The sequence below is a fragment of the Ruegeria atlantica genome (genome assembly GCF_013032505.1).
In the GTDB taxonomy this organism is placed as follows: domain Bacteria; phylum Pseudomonadota; class Alphaproteobacteria; order Rhodobacterales; family Rhodobacteraceae; genus Ruegeria; species Ruegeria atlantica_F.
Genome location: NZ_WQCG01000008.1, coordinates 16509 through 34909 on the forward strand (window position 1 = coordinate 16509; position 18401 = coordinate 34909).

Sequence of the window (18401 nt, forward strand, 5' to 3'; positions counted from 1 at the left end):
CCAGCCGGAGAAATACCCATGCGCCTTGCCCTGCCCCTCGCCTTTGTTCTGACATCTGCCGTGCCGGTTTGGGCGGACATGCCCCCGGCCCAAGGCCATGTGCTTCTGACCCTTGGCGGAGCTGTCTCGGAAACCAACCTTCCCGCCCGCGGTGAGAACGACGGAGGATTACTTGGATTCCTTGAGGTTCAGCACGACGGCGCGGCCGGGTTTGACGCATCCATGCTGGACGGCTTGAAACAGGTTGAGATCACAATCCCATACGGCCCAGAGGGCAATCAACGCGACATCGCCTTTTCCGGCCCCCGCCTGTCAGATGTAATGATCATGGCCGGTGCCGAAGGGAAAACCGCCAAGCCAATGGCTATGGATGGCTATCAGTCTGAAATTCTATGGGACAGCATCGCAACCCACCAACCCATTGTGGCAACCCATGCCGACGGGACCCCGATGGGAATTGGCGGCTATGGCCCGACCATGATCGTCTTCCCCCCAACAGAAGACGCCGAATTGGCCGCCGACCAGTCGGGTCAGCAGGTCTGGGCGCTTGCTTATATCGGGATCGAGTGATCAGGCACCAGCCAGCCTGGCATGATCCTGCAAGGCAAACCGGTCGGTCATTCCTGCAATATAGTCCGAGACAATTCGCGCCAGCGCCGTTTCATCGCTGGCGGCCTCGATATCTTCATGCCACCGCGCGGGCATCTGTTTCGGATCATTCAGATAAATTGGGAACAGATCTTCGACAACCTTGCTGACCTCTGCACGCACGTCCATAACGCTGGGTGCGCGGTACATCTGCTTGAACAGAAAGGCGCGGATCTGCTTGAGTTGCGCCCATAGGCCGCCCGAGAACCGGATCACTGGGTATCCAAGATTGCGGATTTCCTCGACGGTCCGCGCCCCTGAGCTTGCAATCAACCCGCGCGATGTGACGATAACGTCAGAAACCATAACGCCGAATACGCGCCGGAGCGCCTCGTGCCTTCGGCGGTAAGCGTCCAGACCGGGATACTTCCGGTCCACCGCGGCATAACAATCGCCCACGATAGGCAATTGTTGGATTTCATCATCGGAAAACAGACCAGCACGCAAGCCATCCAGCAAATCATGATTGTTGTAGGCGATATCGTCTGAAAGCGCCGCAACCTGCGCCTCGGCACTGGCATGGGTATGCAGTTCCAGATCAAACGCTTCGTTGCATTCGGCCAGTGCCCATGGCAACTCACCTGTGACCGGCCCGTTGTGCTTGGCAATCCCCTCAAGACATTCCCACGTCAGGTTGCATCCGTCGAATTCGGCATAGTGGCGTTCCAACTTGGTCACGATGCGAATGGCCTGAGCGTTGTGGTCAAATCCGCCATAGGGCCTCATAAGCGTATGCAGAGCATCCTCGCCGGTATGTCCGAACGGCGTATGCCCGAGATCATGCGCCAAAGCCACGGCCTCGGTCAGTTCACCGTTCAGGCCCAAAGCTCCTGCAATCGTCCGCGCAACTTGGGCCACTTCGATGGAATGTGTCAGACGGGTGCGATAGCTATCACCTTCATGTTCAACAAACACTTGGGTCTTGTGCTTGAGCCGCCGAAAAGCGCTGGCGTGTATGATCCTGTCCCGATCTCGCTGAAAGCATGACCTGAAACTGCTCTCTTCCTCTGACACCAACCGCCCTCTTGCGCGATTGGGGTCCGAGGCAAAACCCGCTCTGTCCAAAGGTCTTGTCCTTGTCGCCTGTCCTTGCACTTTCTATATTGTAAGGCGTAAAGGAAATAAACCTTTGGAGCCCGGCATGAATCTGCCCCCTACAGTTACAGAACGCGCCTTTGAACGTCTCGCCGAAATTGGCGCGGCGGATCAGGGTCAGGCCCTGCGCGTTGCAGTGGAAGGCGGCGGATGTTCCGGTTTTCAATACGAAATTGCGCTGGACGAACCCAAAGAGGACGACCTTGTGCTGGAAGGCAGAGGTCAAAAAGTGATCGTCGACTCGATCTCGCTGCCGTTTTTGGAAAACGCGGTGATCGATTTCACCCAGGAACTGATCGGTGCGCGGTTTGTGATCGAAAACCCGAACGCAACCTCATCCTGCGGCTGCGGCACTTCATTTTCAATGTGACCTTGCCCTGCCCGCGCGGTTGAGGGATAGATCAACCGGCAGCCAGCCGGAGGATCGCGCATGAAAATCGCCACGTTCAACATCAACGGCATCAAAGCGCGGGCCGAGGCCCTGCCGCGTTGGCTGGATGACGCACAGCCGGACGTCGTTTTGCTGCAAGAGATCAAGTCGATCGACGAGAATTTTCCCCGCGAGCTGTTTGAGGAGCGCGGCTATAACGTCGAGACGCACGGACAAAAAAGTTTTAACGGCGTAGCAATATTGTCCAAGCTGCCGCTTGAAGATGTGTCCCGCGGCCTGCCTGGCGATGAGGAAGATGAACAGGCACGCTGGATCGAAGCGACGGTCGTGGGCAATAAGGCGCTGCGCATCTGCGGATTGTACTTGCCGAATGGCAATCCGGTGCCGGGCCCAAAATACGAATACAAGCTGTCCTGGATGGAGCGGCTGTATGATCGAGCGCAAGAATTATTGGCGAGAGAAGAACCCGCGCTGATGGCCGGGGACTATAACATCATCCCACAGGCCGAAGACGCCAAACGTCCGGATGCGTGGCGCGAGGACGCTCTCTTTCGGCCAGAAAGCCGTGCGGCGTTTCGCAAGATCCTGAACCTTGGTTTTACCGAAGCGTTCCGCGCCGTGACCCAAGGTCCGGACCATTATTCGTTCTGGGATTATCAAGCCGGCGCATGGAACCGTAATGACGGGATTCGTATCGACCATTTCCTGCTTACGCCCCAGGCCGCCGATCTGTTGCGCGATTGCCGGATTGATGCCGAGATTCGTGGTCATGAAAAGCCCTCGGACCATGTTCCGGTCTGGGTCGACTTGGACCTGTGAAACCTCAGGCCGTCGCGTCGTAGCTGTAAATCCAGTCGTATTTCCGGGACAAGCGTGGCCCGACCGCCATCAGAGCGGCCTGTGCGGCCAAGCGCATCGGGCCGCGCAGATGAAAATTCCTGGCGTTGGACCCAGCCGCGGCAACAACGCGTTGCGCCCTTCTAAGTCTGCTGGTTTCGTAAGAGGCGAACGCCTGTTCGATCCCGGACTGGTCATCAAAGGATCGCGCCAACACCCAGGCATCCTCAAGCGCAAGACAGGCGCCTTGTGCCATAAACGGAAGTGTCGGGTGTGCCGCATCCCCTAACAGCGCGATGCGCCCATTCTGCCAGTGCCCTGCGACCGGTCGCAGGAACAACGCCCAAATATGAGGTTCCCGAACCTGTCCGAGGATGTCTCCCACAACTCCGCCAAAATCGGCAAATCGCGCCCGTAAATCTTCAGGGTCTCCGCGCCGACGCCAGCCTTCTTCTTCCCAGTCTGACCGTTCTTCAATCGCTACGATATTCATCATTGTATGATCGCGAAGCGGGTAAGTAACGACATGCCGCCCCGGCCCCATGGTCAGAACCGCGCATGGTTTTTGATCACGACGCTGCCAAGGGATCGTAGCCCGCCAGGCCACTTGATGCGTGAACTTCGCCGTTTCAGGGCCATTCAGATCGGCACGAATTTCGCTTCGTCCACCATCTGCAGCAATCGCACAATCGACGCGTAGATTTGTACCGTCTTCCAGGACAACCTCGGCTTCGGACGAATGCTTGCGCACCTGCGCGACCCGTGCGCCCAGTCGAAACTCGACACCTTCCCGATGCGCCGCTTTGTGCAACAACCCCAACAGGTCGGCACGATGATAGTAGTATGTGGATCCAGCGGCCGGGGCCGGTATCTCACTGACAGATCGCCCGCTGCGGTAATCCCGCAGCACCGTTCCGTAAGACCGCAAACCCGCCTCTGGCGTTTCGTTCACAACATTCAGAGCACGCAGCACGACCATTCCGTTTTCGCTGATCTGCAAGCCGGCGCCAACTTCGGTCAGTTCGGCTGCCTGCTCAAAAACCACAACCTGAGCCCCGCGCAACCGTAACGCCAAAGCGGCCGCGATCCCGCCAATACCACCGCCGACCACGCCAATTTTCAGACCGTTGATTTTCATGACACCGGCTTAACGCAAAAACGCCGGAGCGAAAGACCCCGGCGTTTAAGAATTCTGGATTTTTCAGCGATCAATCGTCGCGGTGAACTTTCTCACGACGTTCGTGGCGCTCTTGCGCTTCCAGCGTCATGGTCGCGATCGGGCGCGCATCCAGACGTTTCAGCGAAATCGGGTCGCCCGTCATCTCGCAATACCCGTACTCGCCCTCGTCAATCCGGCGCAGGGCCGAGTCGATCTTGGCCACCAGCTTGCGCTGGCGATCACGAGTCCGCAGTTCCAACGCACGATCAGTTTCTTCGCTTGCGCGGTCTGCGACGTCCGGAATGTTGCGGGTGTTGTCCTGCAGCCCTTCGATCGTGTCGCGGCTGCCTGCCAAAAGTTCGGTCTTCCAATCCAGCAGCTTACGACGAAAATACTCTAACTGCTTGTCGTTCATAAATGGCTCGTCTTCGGCTGGACGATAATCCTCCGGCAGAAATACTTCCTGCTTCATTTTTGCTCCCTCGGTGTGGCCTGCAACGCCGGTCACCTTTGCTTCACCTGACATGCGGCAATCCCCTTCTGCGGAGCGTTTATCCGACGGCGGGAAGAATGTCACTATGGAAACGTAGTCCCGGTTGCGTACTGCCTCAGCTCATCTAAATATGAGACTTACAACAACAAATCCTTGTTTTTCTGTGAAAATTGGCAGGCTTTTTTGAGGCACCCCCCAAATTGCCCCGTCCTGTGTTAGCGGCCGAATCAACTAAAGGCATTGGAGTTGCACGTCAAATTCGCGCTGCACGACGCAGCGACCTGTCTTGTCAAATTTTTCGCCCCGCTATAACCCCAAGGACACATGCCGCGCGATTTAGATGAGGGGCCCATGACCGCACGTTTCCAAGGCACAGCCGAGTATGTTGCCACCGATGACCTGACCATTGCGGTGAACGCCGCTGTTACACTGGAACGTCCTCTGCTGGTCAAGGGTGAGCCCGGAACCGGCAAGACCGAGTTGGCTAAACAGGTAGCCGGCGCGTTGGGGTTGAAAATGATCGAGTGGAACGTGAAATCCACCACCCGCGCGCAGCAGGGCTTGTATGAGTATGACGCGGTCAGCCGCCTGCGCGACAGCCAATTGGGCGACGAACGGGTCCATGACGTGTCGAACTATATTCGCAAGGGTAAACTGTGGCAGGCTTTTGAGGCTGATGAGAAGGTCGTGCTGCTGATCGACGAGATCGATAAGGCAGATATCGAGTTTCCCAACGATCTGCTGCAGGAACTCGATAAGATGGAATTCCACGTCTACGAGACCGGGGATACCATCAAAGCCAAGAACCGCCCCATCGTGATCATCACCTCGAATAACGAAAAGGAACTGCCCGACGCGTTCCTGCGGCGCTGTTTTTTCCACTATATCCGCTTCCCGGATGACGCCACCATGCGCCGTATCGTCGAGGTGCACCACCCCGGTATCAAGGATGCGCTGCTGACCACGGCCCTGACCCAGTTCTACGAAATCCGCGACACGCAGGGGCTGAAAAAGAAACCATCGACCTCGGAAGTGCTGGACTGGCTTAAGCTGTTGCTGGCCGAAGACCTGACCGCCGAGGACCTCAAACGCGATGGGGCCAACGCACTGCCCAAGCTGCATGGGGCATTGCTGAAGAACGAACAGGACGTGCACCTGTTTGAACGTCTCGCCTTCATGGCACGCAGCAAACGCTGAGAATAGTGAACACTTGGTGATCCCCGCTTGCCTTGCGGGGGGCCGGGTGTCAGCATTGGCCAAAAGGCCGTCCGGCGTCGTCGGGCAGTCCGGCCTGACGACATAGGAGCCAATGCTTGTCTGACACCCTCAATATCCGGGCGCTGCAGCCCGAAGATCGCGCCGAATGGGCCGAGATGTGGCGCGACTATCTGGCGTTTTATGAAACGACCGTGCCGGATCAAACATATGACAGCACCTTCGCTCGGTTGCTGGGCAATGATCCCAACGACTTTTCCTGCTTCGTTGCCGAAGCGAATGGTAAGCTTGTTGGTCTGACCCACTACCTGTTTCACCGACACGCGTGGAAAGAAGAAAGCGTCTGTTATCTGCAAGATCTGTTTGCCCGCTCCGAGGCACGTGGAACCGGTGTTGGCCGCGCATTAATTGAGGCTGTATACGAAGAAGCCGATCGTCAAGGCGCACCGTCCGTCTATTGGCTGACGCAAGAGTTCAACCATACGGCACGTAAACTCTATGATCGTATCGGCAAGCAAACGCCATTTATCCGGTATCAGCGCGGATGATCAGGGGCGCGGCGATCCTGTTTGGCTTGGCCCTGGCTGGCTGCACTGCGGTCACCCCCTCCGAACCCCAGACCCGTGTCAAGGTGATCGAGGCAAACCTGCCGCCCACCAAAGCATTCACGTCAACGCGCCCACAGCCTCCTGCCCGATCGAACGCTAATATTGCGGATGATTTCCTTTCGTTGCACTTTGCGCTCGAAGGCGGCGCCACATTACCCGTCTTCACTCGGTTCGAGACCCCTGTCACTGTTCGGCTGACCGGTTCGCCCACACCGTCAATGCAACGCGATCTGACCCGATTGTTAACGCGTCTGCAACGCGAGGCCGGGATCGACATTCGACAGATCACGGAAGGCCAGGCCAATATCACCATCGAGGCCGTCAGCCAGGAACAGATCCAGCGCATCCTGCCCCAAGCCGCTTGTTTCGTGGTTCCCAACGCGTCCAGCTTTGAAGAATACCGCAAGGACCGGCGCAAAAGGAAAAGCAGTTGGACTGCGCTGCGCAGTCGCGAACGGTTGGGCATTTTCATTCCTTATGACGTCAGCCCGCAAGAGAAACGCGATTGCCTGCATGAAGAATTGGCACAGGCTCTGGGGCCGCTGAATGACCTGTACCATCTGCCGGATTCGGTGTTCAACGACGACAACATCCATACCATTCTGACCGGTTTTGACATGCTGATCCTGCGCACGGCTTATTCGCCCGAATTGCGCAGCGGAATGACACGCGAACAGGTTCAGGCCGTTTTGCCCGGCATTCTCAGCCGACTGAACCCACGCGGCGATACACTGCCTTCGCAATCCGTTTCGGACACCCCGCGTGAATGGATCAACGCTGTTCAAAAATCCCTTGGATCCCGGCCAAGCACTCGCAACCGAGTGAGAGCTGCGGAAAGAGCTGTCCAGATCGGACGTGAACAGGGTTGGACCGACCACCGGCGGGCATATCCGCACTATATCCTCGGCCGCATGGCACAATTCGACGATGCCCGCGAAGCGATCAAACAATACGACATTGCCATGCAGTATCTGCGTGCGACGCCGGGAACCGAAATCCACCAGGCCTATGTGACTACGCAAACTGCTGCATTTGCACTTGCGCAGGGCAGAGGACCGAAAATCCTGCCTGAATTAGACAAGGCAATAGCTGTTATGTCGCGGGCTGAAAACGCCGCTCAATTGGCCACTCTGCTTTTGTTGAAATCAGAAGCGCTCAATCAGGCCGGACGACCAAATCAGGCACGTACCGTCAGACTGGACAGTCTTGCATGGGCGCGATACGGCTTTGGCTCAGATGTCGTGGTCCGGTCGCTGATGCAGGAAGTTGCGGAAGGCCCGCCCACCAACAACAGAGGCGGATAACGCATGGTCGTAGTTTTGGGAATGGCGCTACTGGGGGCGATCCTTGGCGCGCTGACCGCACGCAAACGCAATGGCAGCGGTGCGGATATGGCCCAATATGCCGCTGGCTATGGCATCGCTTTTGCCATTGTCGGGCTGGTGCTATCTCTGATTTTGATCCGTTTGGTGGGATAAAGTATGTTTCTCCCCTTTTTCGAAAACCTCCGCAAAGCAGGCATTCCCGTATCACTGCGCGAATACCTGACCTTTCTGGAAGGTATGAAAAAGGGGTTGGCGACCTATGATGTCGAAGCGTTCTATTACCTCGCCCGCGTGTCGATGGTGAAGGACGAACGCAACATCGACAAGTTCGATCAGGCCTTCGCCACCAGTTTCCAGGGTCTTGAAGAGATCAGCTTTGAGCAGGTGCTTGAAGCCGTGGATATCCCCGCAGAATGGCTGGCCAAGATGGCCGAGAAACACCTGTCAGACGAAGAAAAGGCCGAGATCGAGGCCCTGGGCGGCTTTGACAAGCTGATGGAGACGCTGCGCGAACGTCTCAAGGATCAGCAGGGTCGCCATCAGGGCGGTAACAAATGGATCGGCACCGCCGGAACCTCGCCATTCGGGGCCTATGGATATAACCCCGAGGGCGTGCGCATCGGCCAGAAAGAAAGCCGCCATCAGCGCGCCGTCAAGGTGTGGGACAAGCGCGAATTCAAGAACCTGGACGATACTGTTGAACTCGGCACCCGTAACATCAAAGTCGCGCTAAAGCGCCTGCGCCGCTGGGCCCGCGAAGGTGCGGCCGAGGAACTGGATCTGGACGGCACCATCCGCGCCACGGCTGAACATGGCTATCTTGACGTCAAGACTCGACCCGAACGCCACAACGCGGTCAAGGTGCTGTTGTTTCTGGATGTCGGCGGCTCGATGGACCCGCATATCAAGGTCGTAGAAGAGTTGTTTTCCGCTGCAAGAACCGAGTTCAAGCATTTGGAATATTACTACTTTCACAACTGCCTCTATGAGGGTGTTTGGCGCGACAATCACCGCCGCTGGGATCAACAGACCCCGACACACGAGGTGCTGCGGACCTATGGTCCTGACTACAAGTGTATCTTCGTCGGCGACGCCTCGATGAGCCCATATGAAATCGCCTATCCCGGCGGTGCAAACGAGCACTGGAACAAGGAAGCCGGTCAGGTCTGGCTGCAGCGTGCCCGAGATCAGTGGACATCAAATCTGTGGATCAACCCTGTGCCCGAAAAATACTGGGAATACACACATTCCATCGGCATGATCCGCGAGGTTTTCGAGGACCGCATGGTGCCGATGACGCTAGCCGGGTTGGAACAGGGGATGCGCGAGCTGACCCGCTGAACGTCAGATCTGCAGAACCGGCGCCCAAGCAATGCGGAGCGAAACCGCAAGGAAAAACAGCACGCTACCGGTCAGGACGAAAGCATGCCAGATCGTGTTATGGAACGGCAGCCAGTCTGACAGATAGAAGGCAATTCCTGCCGTATAGACAAGTCCGCCCGCGATCATCAGAACCACGACGGGCTGTGACAGATCAGTCAGTAACGATTGCCCCGCCCAAACTGCGGCCCATCCCATTCCTACGTATAACGCCAGCCCAAACCAGCGGAACCGATGCGGGTCGATCATCTTGAGGATCGAACCCAAAGTTGCGGAGGACCAAAGCCCGATCAAAAGGCCGGGCATCTGGACCCCGGACAACATGATGAATGGCGTGTAAGTACCTGCTATCTTGACGTAAATTCCAGAATGATCCAGCCGTTGCAACAGGTCGCCCCACCTGTCGGACTCTACCATGTTGTACAGTGCTGAAAACGATAGCATCAAAAGCAGTGTGAACCCGTAAATCGAGGCTCCCAGAACCGCGACGGGCTCCGTCCGGTATTGGGCTGTCAGCGCAATGAGAAAGGGAACTGCAACGATAGCTGCCGCAATTCCGATGATATGCACCACGCCATCACTATAACGCTCTGCTTGGCTATAGGCCGGGCGGATATCGGCAAAAGACCTCATATTGCAAAGCTATTGCGCAGCCCTGGGCCCGGCAAGGCCGCGGGCCGGAGTGTTTCATACTGTGACGACATATTGATCGCTTCGGCTCTCACTCAAAAGACGGTCCGTCAGCCGCAAATGCGTGGCGTTGCCTTCGATTTAGACCTTTCTTTTTCGCGGGACAATTGCGCGTGAAGCGGTTGCCTATCCCCCTGCCCGGAACCATATTTGAAGCATGTTGCGCCTAACCCCAATCCTGCTGGCCATAGCCTATGCGCTCGTGATGTACCGGATATCTGTTTGGCGCACCCATCGGGACCTGGATGCAAGATCGACAGAACTGGCCGATCCTGCACTGAAACGGATGACCGACCAACTGGCCGCAGCGCTAGAGATCGACCGGGTGCCCGTTTACATTTATGAGGTAGACCCGGTGAACGGGTTGGCGGCACCTGACGGACGTATCTTCATAACTCGTGGGTTCTATCGCAAGTTTCGCAGTGGCGAGGTTTCGGCCGAAGAAATGGCAAGCGTCATCGCGCATGAGCTTGGCCATGTGGCGCTGGGTCATGCGCGCCGCCGGATGATCGATTTTTCTGGTCAAAACGCGTTGCGGGCCGCACTGATGATGCTTCTAAATCGCTTTATCCCGTTCATTGGCGCATGGATCGCCAACATGCTCACACACCTGCTGGCCTCGCGTCTGTCGCGTGGCGATGAGTATGAGGCTGATGAATATGCTGCCGCTTTGCTGACCAAGGCCGGGATTGGGATCGGGCCGCAGAAATCCCTGTTTCACAAGCTGGAAGACCTGACGCAGCAGCGTGCTGGTGTTGTGCCCGCCTGGTTGATGAGCCATCCCAAAACGGATGAGCGGATTGCAGCGTTGGAAGCTCTTGAGCAGCGCTGGGGCGCTGGCGGATAGGTTGCACAGCGAGGGGCCAGCCTCATGCTCCCCTTTATATGAATGGCCAGATGAAAGTGGACCCTTACTGCGTTGACAGAGCTTTGCCCAAACGCGGGAGACGGGCTTTTTTCATCAGCGTGCGCAGAGTCCATTGATCACCTGACAGGCGATTGGCTTCGGCAAGGACGCGGTTGGCTGTGTCGCCCATACCGTCGGGGTCGGATTGCCAAAAGCCTTGCAACAGACTGTCCGGATCGCGGCGGTCCAGCCCTTCTTCCGACAAGATGTTTCGGGGGAAATCCTTGGCATTGACTGTAACGATCACGTCTGCCGAAGATGCCACGGCGGTTGCCAGAACATGGATATCTGCAGTGTCCGGCAGCCAGAGGCGTTGTTCGACATTTGTTACTGCAGGAAATTCTGCTTTAGGCCATTTGGCTTGCACCAGTGCAATTTCGGCACGGGCCTGCGCCTCGCCCACAGGGCCCAGCTTTCGGGCCGCGCGCGCCCATTCTTCGAGGATACGCGCCGACCAGACAGGCGTGAAATGGCCCAGTTTGGCCGCGCCTAACAGCATCTCTCGCATCACCGTAGGATAGATGACGCAGGTATCCAGAACTGCCTTCACAACCGGTAGAACACGGCTTTGAGGTAACCGCTTTCCGCCAATTGCGGCAGTTGCGGATGGTCGGGACCGGCAAACCCTGTATGGATCAGTTGCGCCTGTCTTCCTGCACGGCCAATCCCGCGAGACGAGGCGTCGCGGAACCGGCCCAGATCGGCCGCGTGTGAACACGAGCACAGACCCAGATAGCCGCCGGGTTTGACCAGAGCCGCCGCCAGACGGGCCACTCGTTCATATGCACGCAGGCCCGCGTCCAGGGCTTGTTTCGAAGGCGCGAAAGCTGGCGGGTCGCAGATGACGACATCGAACTGCGTGCCTTCTTCGCCCAATTGGGTCAGGACTTCGAAGGCATCTCCCTGGCGGGTCCGGAACTTGTCTGCAAAACCAGAGGCCTCAGCCCCTTGGGCCGCAAGGTCCAGCGCAGCTGCAGACCCATCCACTGACAGCGCCTGCCCTGCACCACCGGCCAGCATGGCCAGTCCGAAACCACCCACGTGACTGAACACGTCCAGCACCTGCGCGCCCGGTTGCACCAATCGCGCGGCGAAAGCATGGTTGGGCCGTTGGTCGTAGAACAGTCCGGTTTTCTGGCCGCCAGTCAGATCGGCCATATAGGTCGCGCCATTCATCGGCACTGATAGCGGCGCATCTTGCGCGGTGCCGCGCAACGTAACGTTCACGTCGTCCAAGCCTTCCAGCCCTCGGGTTCTGCCTGAGGCGTTTTTGAGCACGGTTGTCACGCCTGTCACAGTGACGAGTGCTTCGGTCAGAGTTTCCAGATGCACCTCGGCCCAGGCTGCATTGGGTTGGATCACACATGCATCTCCGAACCGGTCGATGATGACACCTGGAAAGCCGTCCGCTTCGGCATGGATCAGACGGTAATACGGGGCCTCGAAAAGACGTTCCCGCATCTCGAGCGCGCGGCGCAGACGGGTTTCGAACCACGCGGCATCCAGTTGCCCGTCCAGATCGCGGTCCAGAACGCGGCACATAATTTTGGAGTCCGGGTTCACGGCAACCAGCGCGATGGGCGCCCGTTTGTCATCCTCAAGCACCGCCAATGCGCCTGCCGGGATCTTGCGCGTCCGTCGGTCGGTCACGATGTCATTGGCATACACCCAGGGAAAACCGTGGCGCAGGCCACGTGCGTTGGCTTTGGGTTTCAGGCGGATACGGGGGCGGTCGGCGGTTTGGGTCATGACGCCCTCATAGTCGCGAACGCACCAAGGGAAAAGCCCTAGCGGTCGCGCGATCGCCAACCGCCCCGTCGCTTGGGGGTTTTGGCGGATTGCAACCCCTCGGCCAAAACCTGCGTCATCGGGTGATTGGCGTCCTGCTGGGAATAGGCGGCGTGCAGATCAATCAACGCCTGCGACTGATCCCGTTCCGGAGGCAAGCTCAGCGCCCAGTCCAGAAAAATGCTGCGGCACTCTGGCAAAGTGATACCTTCAATCCGATAAGCTTCGCGGATCAACCCTTTGTGGTCATTTGGGTCCTTACTCTGCGCCATCTTCCTCACCCCTGATCACGCCACCAATAATCCCAGCAGCCGTGCTGTAGTTGTCTTGCAGTGCACCTTGCAACTGTTCAACCTGCTCAAACCCGGTCGCTCGGCAAAGGAAGGCAGAGCCGCCTTCGCCGACCTTGTCGGCCTCAATGAGCTTGCCGGACAACAGACGCGCCGCGCATTGCACGGACCAGCATAGGTCGTAGCAGTCCTTCAGCGTTTGCGCCTGAGCGACGTCCAACAAACCAGCAGCGACGGCTCCATCCAATCCGGAATGCACATCACGCTGCGCCACACCCGACAACAATGCCCCGGTTTCGGCCATCAGCTCGATATCCATCATTCGGCCCGGGCCGTTTTTGGCATCCCAGATCCCGGCTGGCGATTTGGCTGCAGCCAAGCGGGCACGCATGTCGGCCACTTCGTGCAGGACCTTCTGCCGGTCGCGCGGTTGCGACAGCAAGTTTGTGCGGAACGCCTCGATATCTTGGGCCAGACCGCCATCTCCGGCGATCACGTGAGCCCGTGTCAGGGCGAGATGTTCCCAAACCCAGGCCTCGTTTTGCTGATAGTTGGTAAAGCTGGCCCAGCTTGTCGCCACCGGACCCTGATTTCCAGACGGGCGCAGGCGCATATCGACCTCATACAAACGCCCCTGCGACATCGGCGCGGACAGCGCCGTGATCAGCGCCTGCGTGAAACGCGCGTAGTAGGTGCGAGTGGCCAAAGGACGGGGCCCCTCGGACGTATCCTGATCCAGAGGATCATAGATCACGATCATATCGAGGTCGGATTGCGAGTTGATCTGCCCTGCCCCAAGCGAGCCCATGCCCAGCACGGTTGCACCACGTCCCGGAGCAGGTCCATGTTTGCTGGCGAACTGCGCGGACACGCGCGGCAGGATGGCGGCGATCACAGCACTGGCAAGCTCAGCATATTGTCGCCCGGCTTCTTTGCCGTCGATCAGCCCACGCAAATGATGAACACCGACGCGGAAATGCCATTCCTTGCACCAGCGGCGCGCCAGATCCAGCTGGCTTTCGTAATCCGTTTCTTGCGAAAGTGCCTGATTCAGATCAGCCTGCAACGTGGCCTGCCCGGGCCAGTCGCTAAAGAAGCTGCCCCCAATAACCGCATCAAAAACAGACGCATTGCGCGACAGATGGGCCGCAAGCGCGTGGGATGTGCCGACGATATCGATCAGAAGATCAATCAAATGAGGGTTGGCCTCGAACAGGGAAAACAACTGAACACCAGCGGGTAAGCCGGACAGAAAACCGTCTAGCGCCCGCAGAGCTTCGTCCGGTTGCGCCGTTTTTGCCAGTCGCGATAGCAGCTCGGGCTTCAGTCGTTCGAATATGCGCGCGCCACGTTGTGATCGCAGAGCGGGATATGTTGTCCAGCGGGCCAGAACGTTCTGGTCAAAATCCGCCTCACCAACCGGAGCGCGCGTTGATGAACCGGGGGCGAAAAAGCCCTCGGTAAGCTCGTGCACTTCCGTCAGGCGTTTCGTCAGATCATTTGTCAAGTCCGCAGCGTCGATCCCCATCAGGCAGGCGACGCGTTCTATCCCATCAGGCGATTGCGGCACTTTGTGGGTCTGGGCGTCATGGACCATTTGTATGCGATGCTCGACCTCGCGATGGGCGCGGTAATGATCAGTCAGCTTGTCTGCCACGTCCTGCGGGACCCAGCCTTTTTCGGCCAGAGCCGCCAAGCCGGGAACGGTTCCACGAACGCGCAGGTCCGCGTCGCGCCCACCCGCAATCAATTGGCGTGTCTGGGTAAAGAACTCAATCTCGCGAATGCCGCCCTGTCCCAGCTTCATGTCATGGCCCGGAATACTCAGCGAACCACCTGTTCCCTTGTTCTCTCGGATACGCAAACGCATGTCGTGAGCGTCCTGAATGGCGGCGAAATCCAGATGTCGTCGCCATACAAACGGCCGCAGCGTGTCCAGAAACCTTTGTCCGGCCGCAATATCGCCGGCGCAAGGGCGCGCCTTAATATAGGCCGCGCGCTCCCATGTGCGGCCCAAGCTTTCATAGTACCGCTCGGCTGCCTCGGCCGCCATGCAGACTGGCGTGACCGCCGGGTCCGGGCGCAAACGCAGATCGGTGCGGAATACATACCCATCCGCAGTCTTGTCGCTGAGAGTGGCGCAGAAATTGCGTGTCGCCCGCACCATGCCTTGCCGCGCCTCGTAGAAGTCATCGGGGTCAAACCGCGTCTCATCAAACAGGACGATTAGGTCGATATCCGAGCTGTAGTTCAACTCGTGCGCGCCCATCTTGCCCATCGCCAGGATAATCATCCCGGCTGCGGTCTCGACATCTTCCGGCCCCATCCCCGGCAGCTTACCACGCCGGATCAGGTTGGCGATCTCGGCCTTGGCTGCCACATCCGCCGCCAACGCGCCAAAATCAGTTAGCGCTGCGGTTACTTTCTCTAGCGGCCAAGCGCCTGCCAGATCTGCCAGAGCAGTCAGCAACGCCATCCGGCGTTTGGCCAGCCGTAGTCCCGGCTTCAACTGATCTGGCGGTAGTTCTCGTGCAACCCGCAGCACGTCGGCCAGCGCGTCATCAGGCTGATGCAGCGCCGCGGACAGCCAATCCTTTTCGTGGTCAATCAAGCTTTTTAGATAGGGGCTGGAACCGGCCGCCCCCGCAATCAACTCACCCTGTTCGGGTGTAATGCCACCGACCGACGCGCGTGCTTCGTCGCCCAGTGATGGATCGAACGCACGCGGCAGCCGCTGAATGGAAAGCGGCCCGCTCATTTAGCCTCCAACGGCGTATCCTGGCTGAAACTGTTGACCCAAACGTCATGCCGTCGTTCCCAAAGAGACGAGATCAGCATCGCCTCCCAATTTTCATCGCCGGGTCGTTGATAGTCTGCCCGATACGATAGCAAAACGACATCCGAGGTCAGAACCCGCAACCGCGTATCGCTCAATTCATAGCGCGCCATCGTTGGCGCGTCGGCAAACTGTCCGACATGATCGTCCCGATTTGCAAAGCCGGTCGGATAAACTCCAAGGAAATCTGCACTCAGCAAAGCCCGGTCCGCGGCTGCATTGCCTTCCATAAGGGCGGTCCAAACCTGCTTTTCCAGATTTAGAATTTCATCAAGTGTCGGGGGTGTCGTGTTTTCAACATGTTGCATAGGCGGAAAGTGCGCCCGTTACGCAGCAAGGTCAACCGCAGCAAGTTACAAAATGTAAATCATTTTCACATTACCCCCTTGCAACCCCCATTTCAGTTCCCATCTAGTCAATGTGAACGCAATTTACATCAAACCCGGAGAACCCAAATGACCGCATTGTCCGACCACGCCGTCCCACAAAATCCGGGGTGGCTCTCTCGTGCCGAAGCCTGGATGGATGACAAGGGCAAAGGGGCCTGGATCGCCGCCATGGTCCTTGGTTTCATCTTTTTCTGGCCCGTTGGCCTGGCTCTTCTGGCCTATATGATCTGGAGCAAACGCATGTTCAGCAAATCCTGCAGCCGTCGAAAATCCTGGCACAGCCACATGAGCGCGATGAAGCCATCGGGCAACAGCGCATTTGATGCCTACAAGTCCGACACCTTGGCGCGGCTGGAACGCGAACAACAGGACTTTGAGGCCTTCTTGCGCCGCCTGCGTGACGCAAAGGACAAAGCCGAATTCGACCAGTTCATGGACGAGCGCGCCCGCGAAAACAGCGATGACGCTGAAAACGGCGAACGCGCCTAAGCAGCCCTTGCCCTGTCCCGAATTTCGGGACAGGGTGTCCAAAATCTCACCCGGAAATCAAAATATGACGCACTTGCCTGACCCAGACCGACAGCCTGAATTCTATCAGTCTGTCGCAACCAAGCGTTTTTTCGCCTGGCTGTTCGACATCGCCTTTATCTCTCTGCTGTGTACCGTAGCCATCCTGCTGACCTTTGGTCTGGGCTTTTTCATACTGGCCCTCATCTATGCCGTCGTCAGTTTCGCCTATCGCGTTATCACCATCGCAAACGGCTCGGCCACACTAGGCATGCGCTTTATGGGGATCGAGCTGCGCGATTCATTCGGATCCCGGATGGATTTAGGCAAGGCAGTAGCCCACACAGCCGGTTACTTCGTCAGCATGGCATTTCCCGTCATTCAGATCATCTCGGTCATCATGATGCTGACCAGCGCGCGCGGTCAGGGCCTTACCGATGCGTTCCTTGGAACGGTCATGATCAACCAGCGCGCGTAAAAAATTCAACAGCGTGAATCACTTGGCGGTTTTGGGATCGGTTGTTATCATCTGATCCTAGGAGACACAGATCGTTTATGCGACACACGCTGCCAATCGCGCCACAATTCTATGTGACGGCCCCACAGCCTTGCCCTTACCTTGAGGGCCGGATGGAGCGTAAGTTATTCACTGCACTTCAAGGGGAAGGTGCAGATCAGCTGAATAACGCATTGTCCCAACAAGGATTTCGCAGGTCGCAAAATGTGCTTTACCGACCGTCCTGTTCCGACTGCGCTGCTTGCTTATCCGCGCGGATCGACGTTTCTGCCTTCCGCCCAAGCAAAAGTCAGAAACGTGCGGCTAAACGCAATGCCTACCTGCAACGCAGGGCAAACTCACCCTGGGCAACGGATGAGCAATACGAGCTCTTCCGGCGCTACCTGGACACCCGCCATGCGGATGGTGGAATGGCCGATATGGACGTTTTCGAGTTCGCTGCGATGATCGAAGAGACCCCGATCCGCAGCCGGGTCGTGGAATATGCCGATTCCGAAACCGGAGATCTGATCGGCGTCAGCCTGACCGATGTTCTGGATGACGGCCTTAGCATGGTCTACTCGTTCTACGACCCTCAGCAACCGCAGAGCTCGCTGGGCACCTACATGATTCTCGATCACATCGACATCGCGCGCGAGGCCGGTTTGCCCTATGTTTACCTTGGATACTGGGTGCCGGGCAGCCCCAAGATGGGCTACAAAGCCCGTTTCTCCGGGCTCGAAGCCTATTACCGCGGCGAGTGGATCAGTGTGAACAATCCGTCCGAGCTGACAGAGTCCAGCCACCACCCCTTGTCCACCGCACCCATCGCGGAACAGGTGGCCAGCATCCAATTGCCCGACCGCCACCCCACCAAAGGCTGATAGCCCCATGAACCAGACCCTGTTTGCGGTCACCCTTGTGGTGCCCGACTACGACGAAGCGATCGCGTTCTATACGCGAACACTCAATTTCACACTGCTTCAGGACATCGATCTTGGTGATGGAAAACGCTGGGTCCGTGTCGCGCCACCGGGAACGGGGGACGGATCAATACTTTTGGCCCAAGCAGTTGGACCAAGCCAGATTGGTGCCGTGGGCAATCAAACCGGCGGGCGCGTCAGCTTTTTCCTGCAAACGGATGATTTCCGGCGTGACCACGCTGCAATGACTGCCGCGGGGGTCCATTTCGAAGAGGACCCGCGCAATGAGCCCTATGGCACCGTCGCTGTCTGGCAGGACCCGTTTGGAAATCGTTGGGATCTGATCCAGTTCACCTGATCGGAGCTTCATCTGGTCCAAAAGCATCCCGGGGATGAAATGGCCGCCGGCCAAGAAGGGGCAGCG

General features: G+C 57.8%; 22 protein-coding genes. 13 read left to right on the forward strand and 9 right to left on the reverse strand.

All coding sequences use genetic code 11. The features are described from left to right. Positions 1 to 18: 18 nt before the first annotated feature. Positions 19 to 570, forward strand: coding sequence for a hypothetical protein (locus tag GOW92_RS20770; RefSeq protein WP_170564343.1), 552 nt, complete (start codon positions 19 to 21; stop codon positions 568 to 570). Here GOW92_RS20770 and GOW92_RS20775 read toward each other — a convergent pair whose 3' ends face one another. Next, the gene (locus GOW92_RS20775) at positions 571 to 1713 is read right to left on the reverse strand and encodes a deoxyguanosinetriphosphate triphosphohydrolase (protein ID WP_170564346.1); all 1143 of its coding nucleotides are present in this window, start codon (positions 1711 to 1713) and stop codon (positions 571 to 573) included. A 76-nt stretch (positions 1714 to 1789) separates the two neighbouring features. Here GOW92_RS20775 and GOW92_RS20780 point away from each other — a divergent pair, with 76 nt between their 5' ends. After that, positions 1790 to 2113: a HesB/IscA family protein gene (locus GOW92_RS20780; protein ID WP_170564349.1), complete on the forward strand. Its 324-nt coding sequence runs from the start codon at positions 1790 to 1792 to the stop codon at positions 2111 to 2113. Positions 2114 to 2173: 60 nt separating this feature from the next. Then, positions 2174 to 2953, forward strand: a complete 780-nt coding sequence (gene xth, locus GOW92_RS20785; protein WP_170564352.1) for an exodeoxyribonuclease III — start codon at positions 2174 to 2176, stop codon at positions 2951 to 2953. Positions 2954 to 2957: 4 nt separating this feature from the next. Here the strand turns inward: xth and GOW92_RS20790 are convergent, their stop codons facing one another. Together GOW92_RS20790 and dksA are read right to left on the reverse strand one after the other, a co-directional pair. Then, positions 2958 to 4109, reverse strand: coding sequence for an FAD-dependent monooxygenase (locus GOW92_RS20790; RefSeq protein WP_170564355.1), 1152 nt, complete (start codon positions 4107 to 4109; stop codon positions 2958 to 2960). Positions 4110 to 4179: 70 nt separating this feature from the next. Beyond that, positions 4180 to 4602 carry an RNA polymerase-binding protein DksA gene (dksA, locus tag GOW92_RS20795; RefSeq protein ID WP_170564817.1) on the reverse strand — a complete coding sequence of 141 codons (423 nt, stop codon included), beginning with the start codon at positions 4600 to 4602 and terminating at the stop codon, positions 4180 to 4182. A gap of 372 nt (positions 4603 to 4974) precedes the next feature. Between dksA and GOW92_RS20800 the strand changes: the two genes are divergently transcribed. From GOW92_RS20800 to GOW92_RS20820, 5 genes are all read left to right on the forward strand, one after another. Further along, the gene (locus GOW92_RS20800) at positions 4975 to 5820 is read left to right on the forward strand and encodes an AAA family ATPase (protein ID WP_170564358.1); all 846 of its coding nucleotides are present in this window, start codon (positions 4975 to 4977) and stop codon (positions 5818 to 5820) included. A gap of 116 nt (positions 5821 to 5936) precedes the next feature. Continuing rightward, positions 5937 to 6386 carry a GNAT family N-acetyltransferase gene (locus GOW92_RS20805; RefSeq protein WP_170564361.1) on the forward strand — a complete coding sequence of 150 codons (450 nt, stop codon included), beginning with the start codon at positions 5937 to 5939 and terminating at the stop codon, positions 6384 to 6386. Further along, positions 6383 to 7750: a DUF2927 domain-containing protein gene (locus GOW92_RS20810; protein WP_170564364.1), complete on the forward strand. Its 1368-nt coding sequence runs from the start codon at positions 6383 to 6385 to the stop codon at positions 7748 to 7750. The genes GOW92_RS20805 and GOW92_RS20810 overlap by 4 nt, the downstream gene beginning before the upstream one ends. A gap of 3 nt (positions 7751 to 7753) precedes the next feature. Beyond that, positions 7754 to 7924, forward strand: a complete 171-nt coding sequence (locus GOW92_RS20815; protein ID WP_170564367.1) for a hypothetical protein — start codon at positions 7754 to 7756, stop codon at positions 7922 to 7924. 3 nt (positions 7925 to 7927) lie between these two features. Beyond that, positions 7928 to 9112, forward strand: a complete 1185-nt coding sequence (locus tag GOW92_RS20820; RefSeq protein ID WP_170564370.1) for a vWA domain-containing protein — start codon at positions 7928 to 7930, stop codon at positions 9110 to 9112. 3 nt (positions 9113 to 9115) lie between these two features. Here the strand turns inward: GOW92_RS20820 and trhA are convergent, their stop codons facing one another. Then, positions 9116 to 9784, reverse strand: coding sequence for a PAQR family membrane homeostasis protein TrhA (gene trhA / locus GOW92_RS20825; protein ID WP_170564373.1), 669 nt, complete (start codon positions 9782 to 9784; stop codon positions 9116 to 9118). Positions 9785 to 9998: 214 nt separating this feature from the next. Here trhA and GOW92_RS20830 point away from each other — a divergent pair, with 214 nt between their 5' ends. Beyond that, positions 9999 to 10688 (forward strand): M48 family metallopeptidase, encoded by a 690-nt coding sequence (locus tag GOW92_RS20830; protein ID WP_170564376.1) that lies wholly within the window; start codon positions 9999 to 10001, stop codon positions 10686 to 10688. 64 nt (positions 10689 to 10752) lie between these two features. Here the strand turns inward: GOW92_RS20830 and GOW92_RS20835 are convergent, their stop codons facing one another. From GOW92_RS20835 to GOW92_RS20855, 5 genes are read right to left on the reverse strand one after another with little or no spacing between them, the layout of a single operon-like run. After that, the gene (locus tag GOW92_RS20835) at positions 10753 to 11298 is read right to left on the reverse strand and encodes an RSP_2648 family PIN domain-containing protein (protein WP_170564380.1); all 546 of its coding nucleotides are present in this window, start codon (positions 11296 to 11298) and stop codon (positions 10753 to 10755) included. Further along, positions 11295 to 12497 carry an RSP_2647 family RNA methyltransferase gene (locus GOW92_RS20840; protein WP_170564383.1) on the reverse strand — a complete coding sequence of 401 codons (1203 nt, stop codon included), beginning with the start codon at positions 12495 to 12497 and terminating at the stop codon, positions 11295 to 11297. The genes GOW92_RS20835 and GOW92_RS20840 overlap by 4 nt, the downstream gene beginning before the upstream one ends. A 38-nt stretch (positions 12498 to 12535) precedes the next feature. Beyond that, positions 12536 to 12808 carry a hypothetical protein gene (locus tag GOW92_RS20845; protein ID WP_170564386.1) on the reverse strand — a complete coding sequence of 91 codons (273 nt, stop codon included), beginning with the start codon at positions 12806 to 12808 and terminating at the stop codon, positions 12536 to 12538. Next, complete coding sequence (locus GOW92_RS20850; RefSeq protein ID WP_170564389.1) at positions 12795 to 15584, reverse strand: glutamine-synthetase adenylyltransferase; 2790 nt, start codon at positions 15582 to 15584, stop codon at positions 12795 to 12797. Before GOW92_RS20850 ends, GOW92_RS20845 begins: the two co-directional genes overlap by 14 nt. Next, positions 15581 to 15970: a nuclear transport factor 2 family protein gene (locus GOW92_RS20855; RefSeq protein WP_170564392.1), complete on the reverse strand. Its 390-nt coding sequence runs from the start codon at positions 15968 to 15970 to the stop codon at positions 15581 to 15583. The genes GOW92_RS20850 and GOW92_RS20855 overlap by 4 nt, the downstream gene beginning before the upstream one ends. 147 nt (positions 15971 to 16117) lie before the next feature. Here GOW92_RS20855 and GOW92_RS20860 point away from each other — a divergent pair, with 147 nt between their 5' ends. From GOW92_RS20860 to GOW92_RS20875, 4 genes are all read left to right on the forward strand, one after another. Beyond that, positions 16118 to 16540, forward strand: coding sequence for a DUF2852 domain-containing protein (locus GOW92_RS20860; RefSeq protein WP_170564395.1), 423 nt, complete (start codon positions 16118 to 16120; stop codon positions 16538 to 16540). Between the two features lie 64 nt (positions 16541 to 16604). After that, positions 16605 to 17036: an RDD family protein gene (locus GOW92_RS20865; protein ID WP_170564398.1), complete on the forward strand. Its 432-nt coding sequence runs from the start codon at positions 16605 to 16607 to the stop codon at positions 17034 to 17036. A gap of 77 nt (positions 17037 to 17113) precedes the next feature. Then, positions 17114 to 17938: an arginyltransferase gene (locus tag GOW92_RS20870; protein WP_170564401.1), complete on the forward strand. Its 825-nt coding sequence runs from the start codon at positions 17114 to 17116 to the stop codon at positions 17936 to 17938. Positions 17939 to 17945: 7 nt separating this feature from the next. Then, positions 17946 to 18335 carry a VOC family protein gene (locus GOW92_RS20875; RefSeq protein ID WP_170564404.1) on the forward strand — a complete coding sequence of 130 codons (390 nt, stop codon included), beginning with the start codon at positions 17946 to 17948 and terminating at the stop codon, positions 18333 to 18335. Positions 18336 to 18401: the final 66 nt, after the last annotated feature.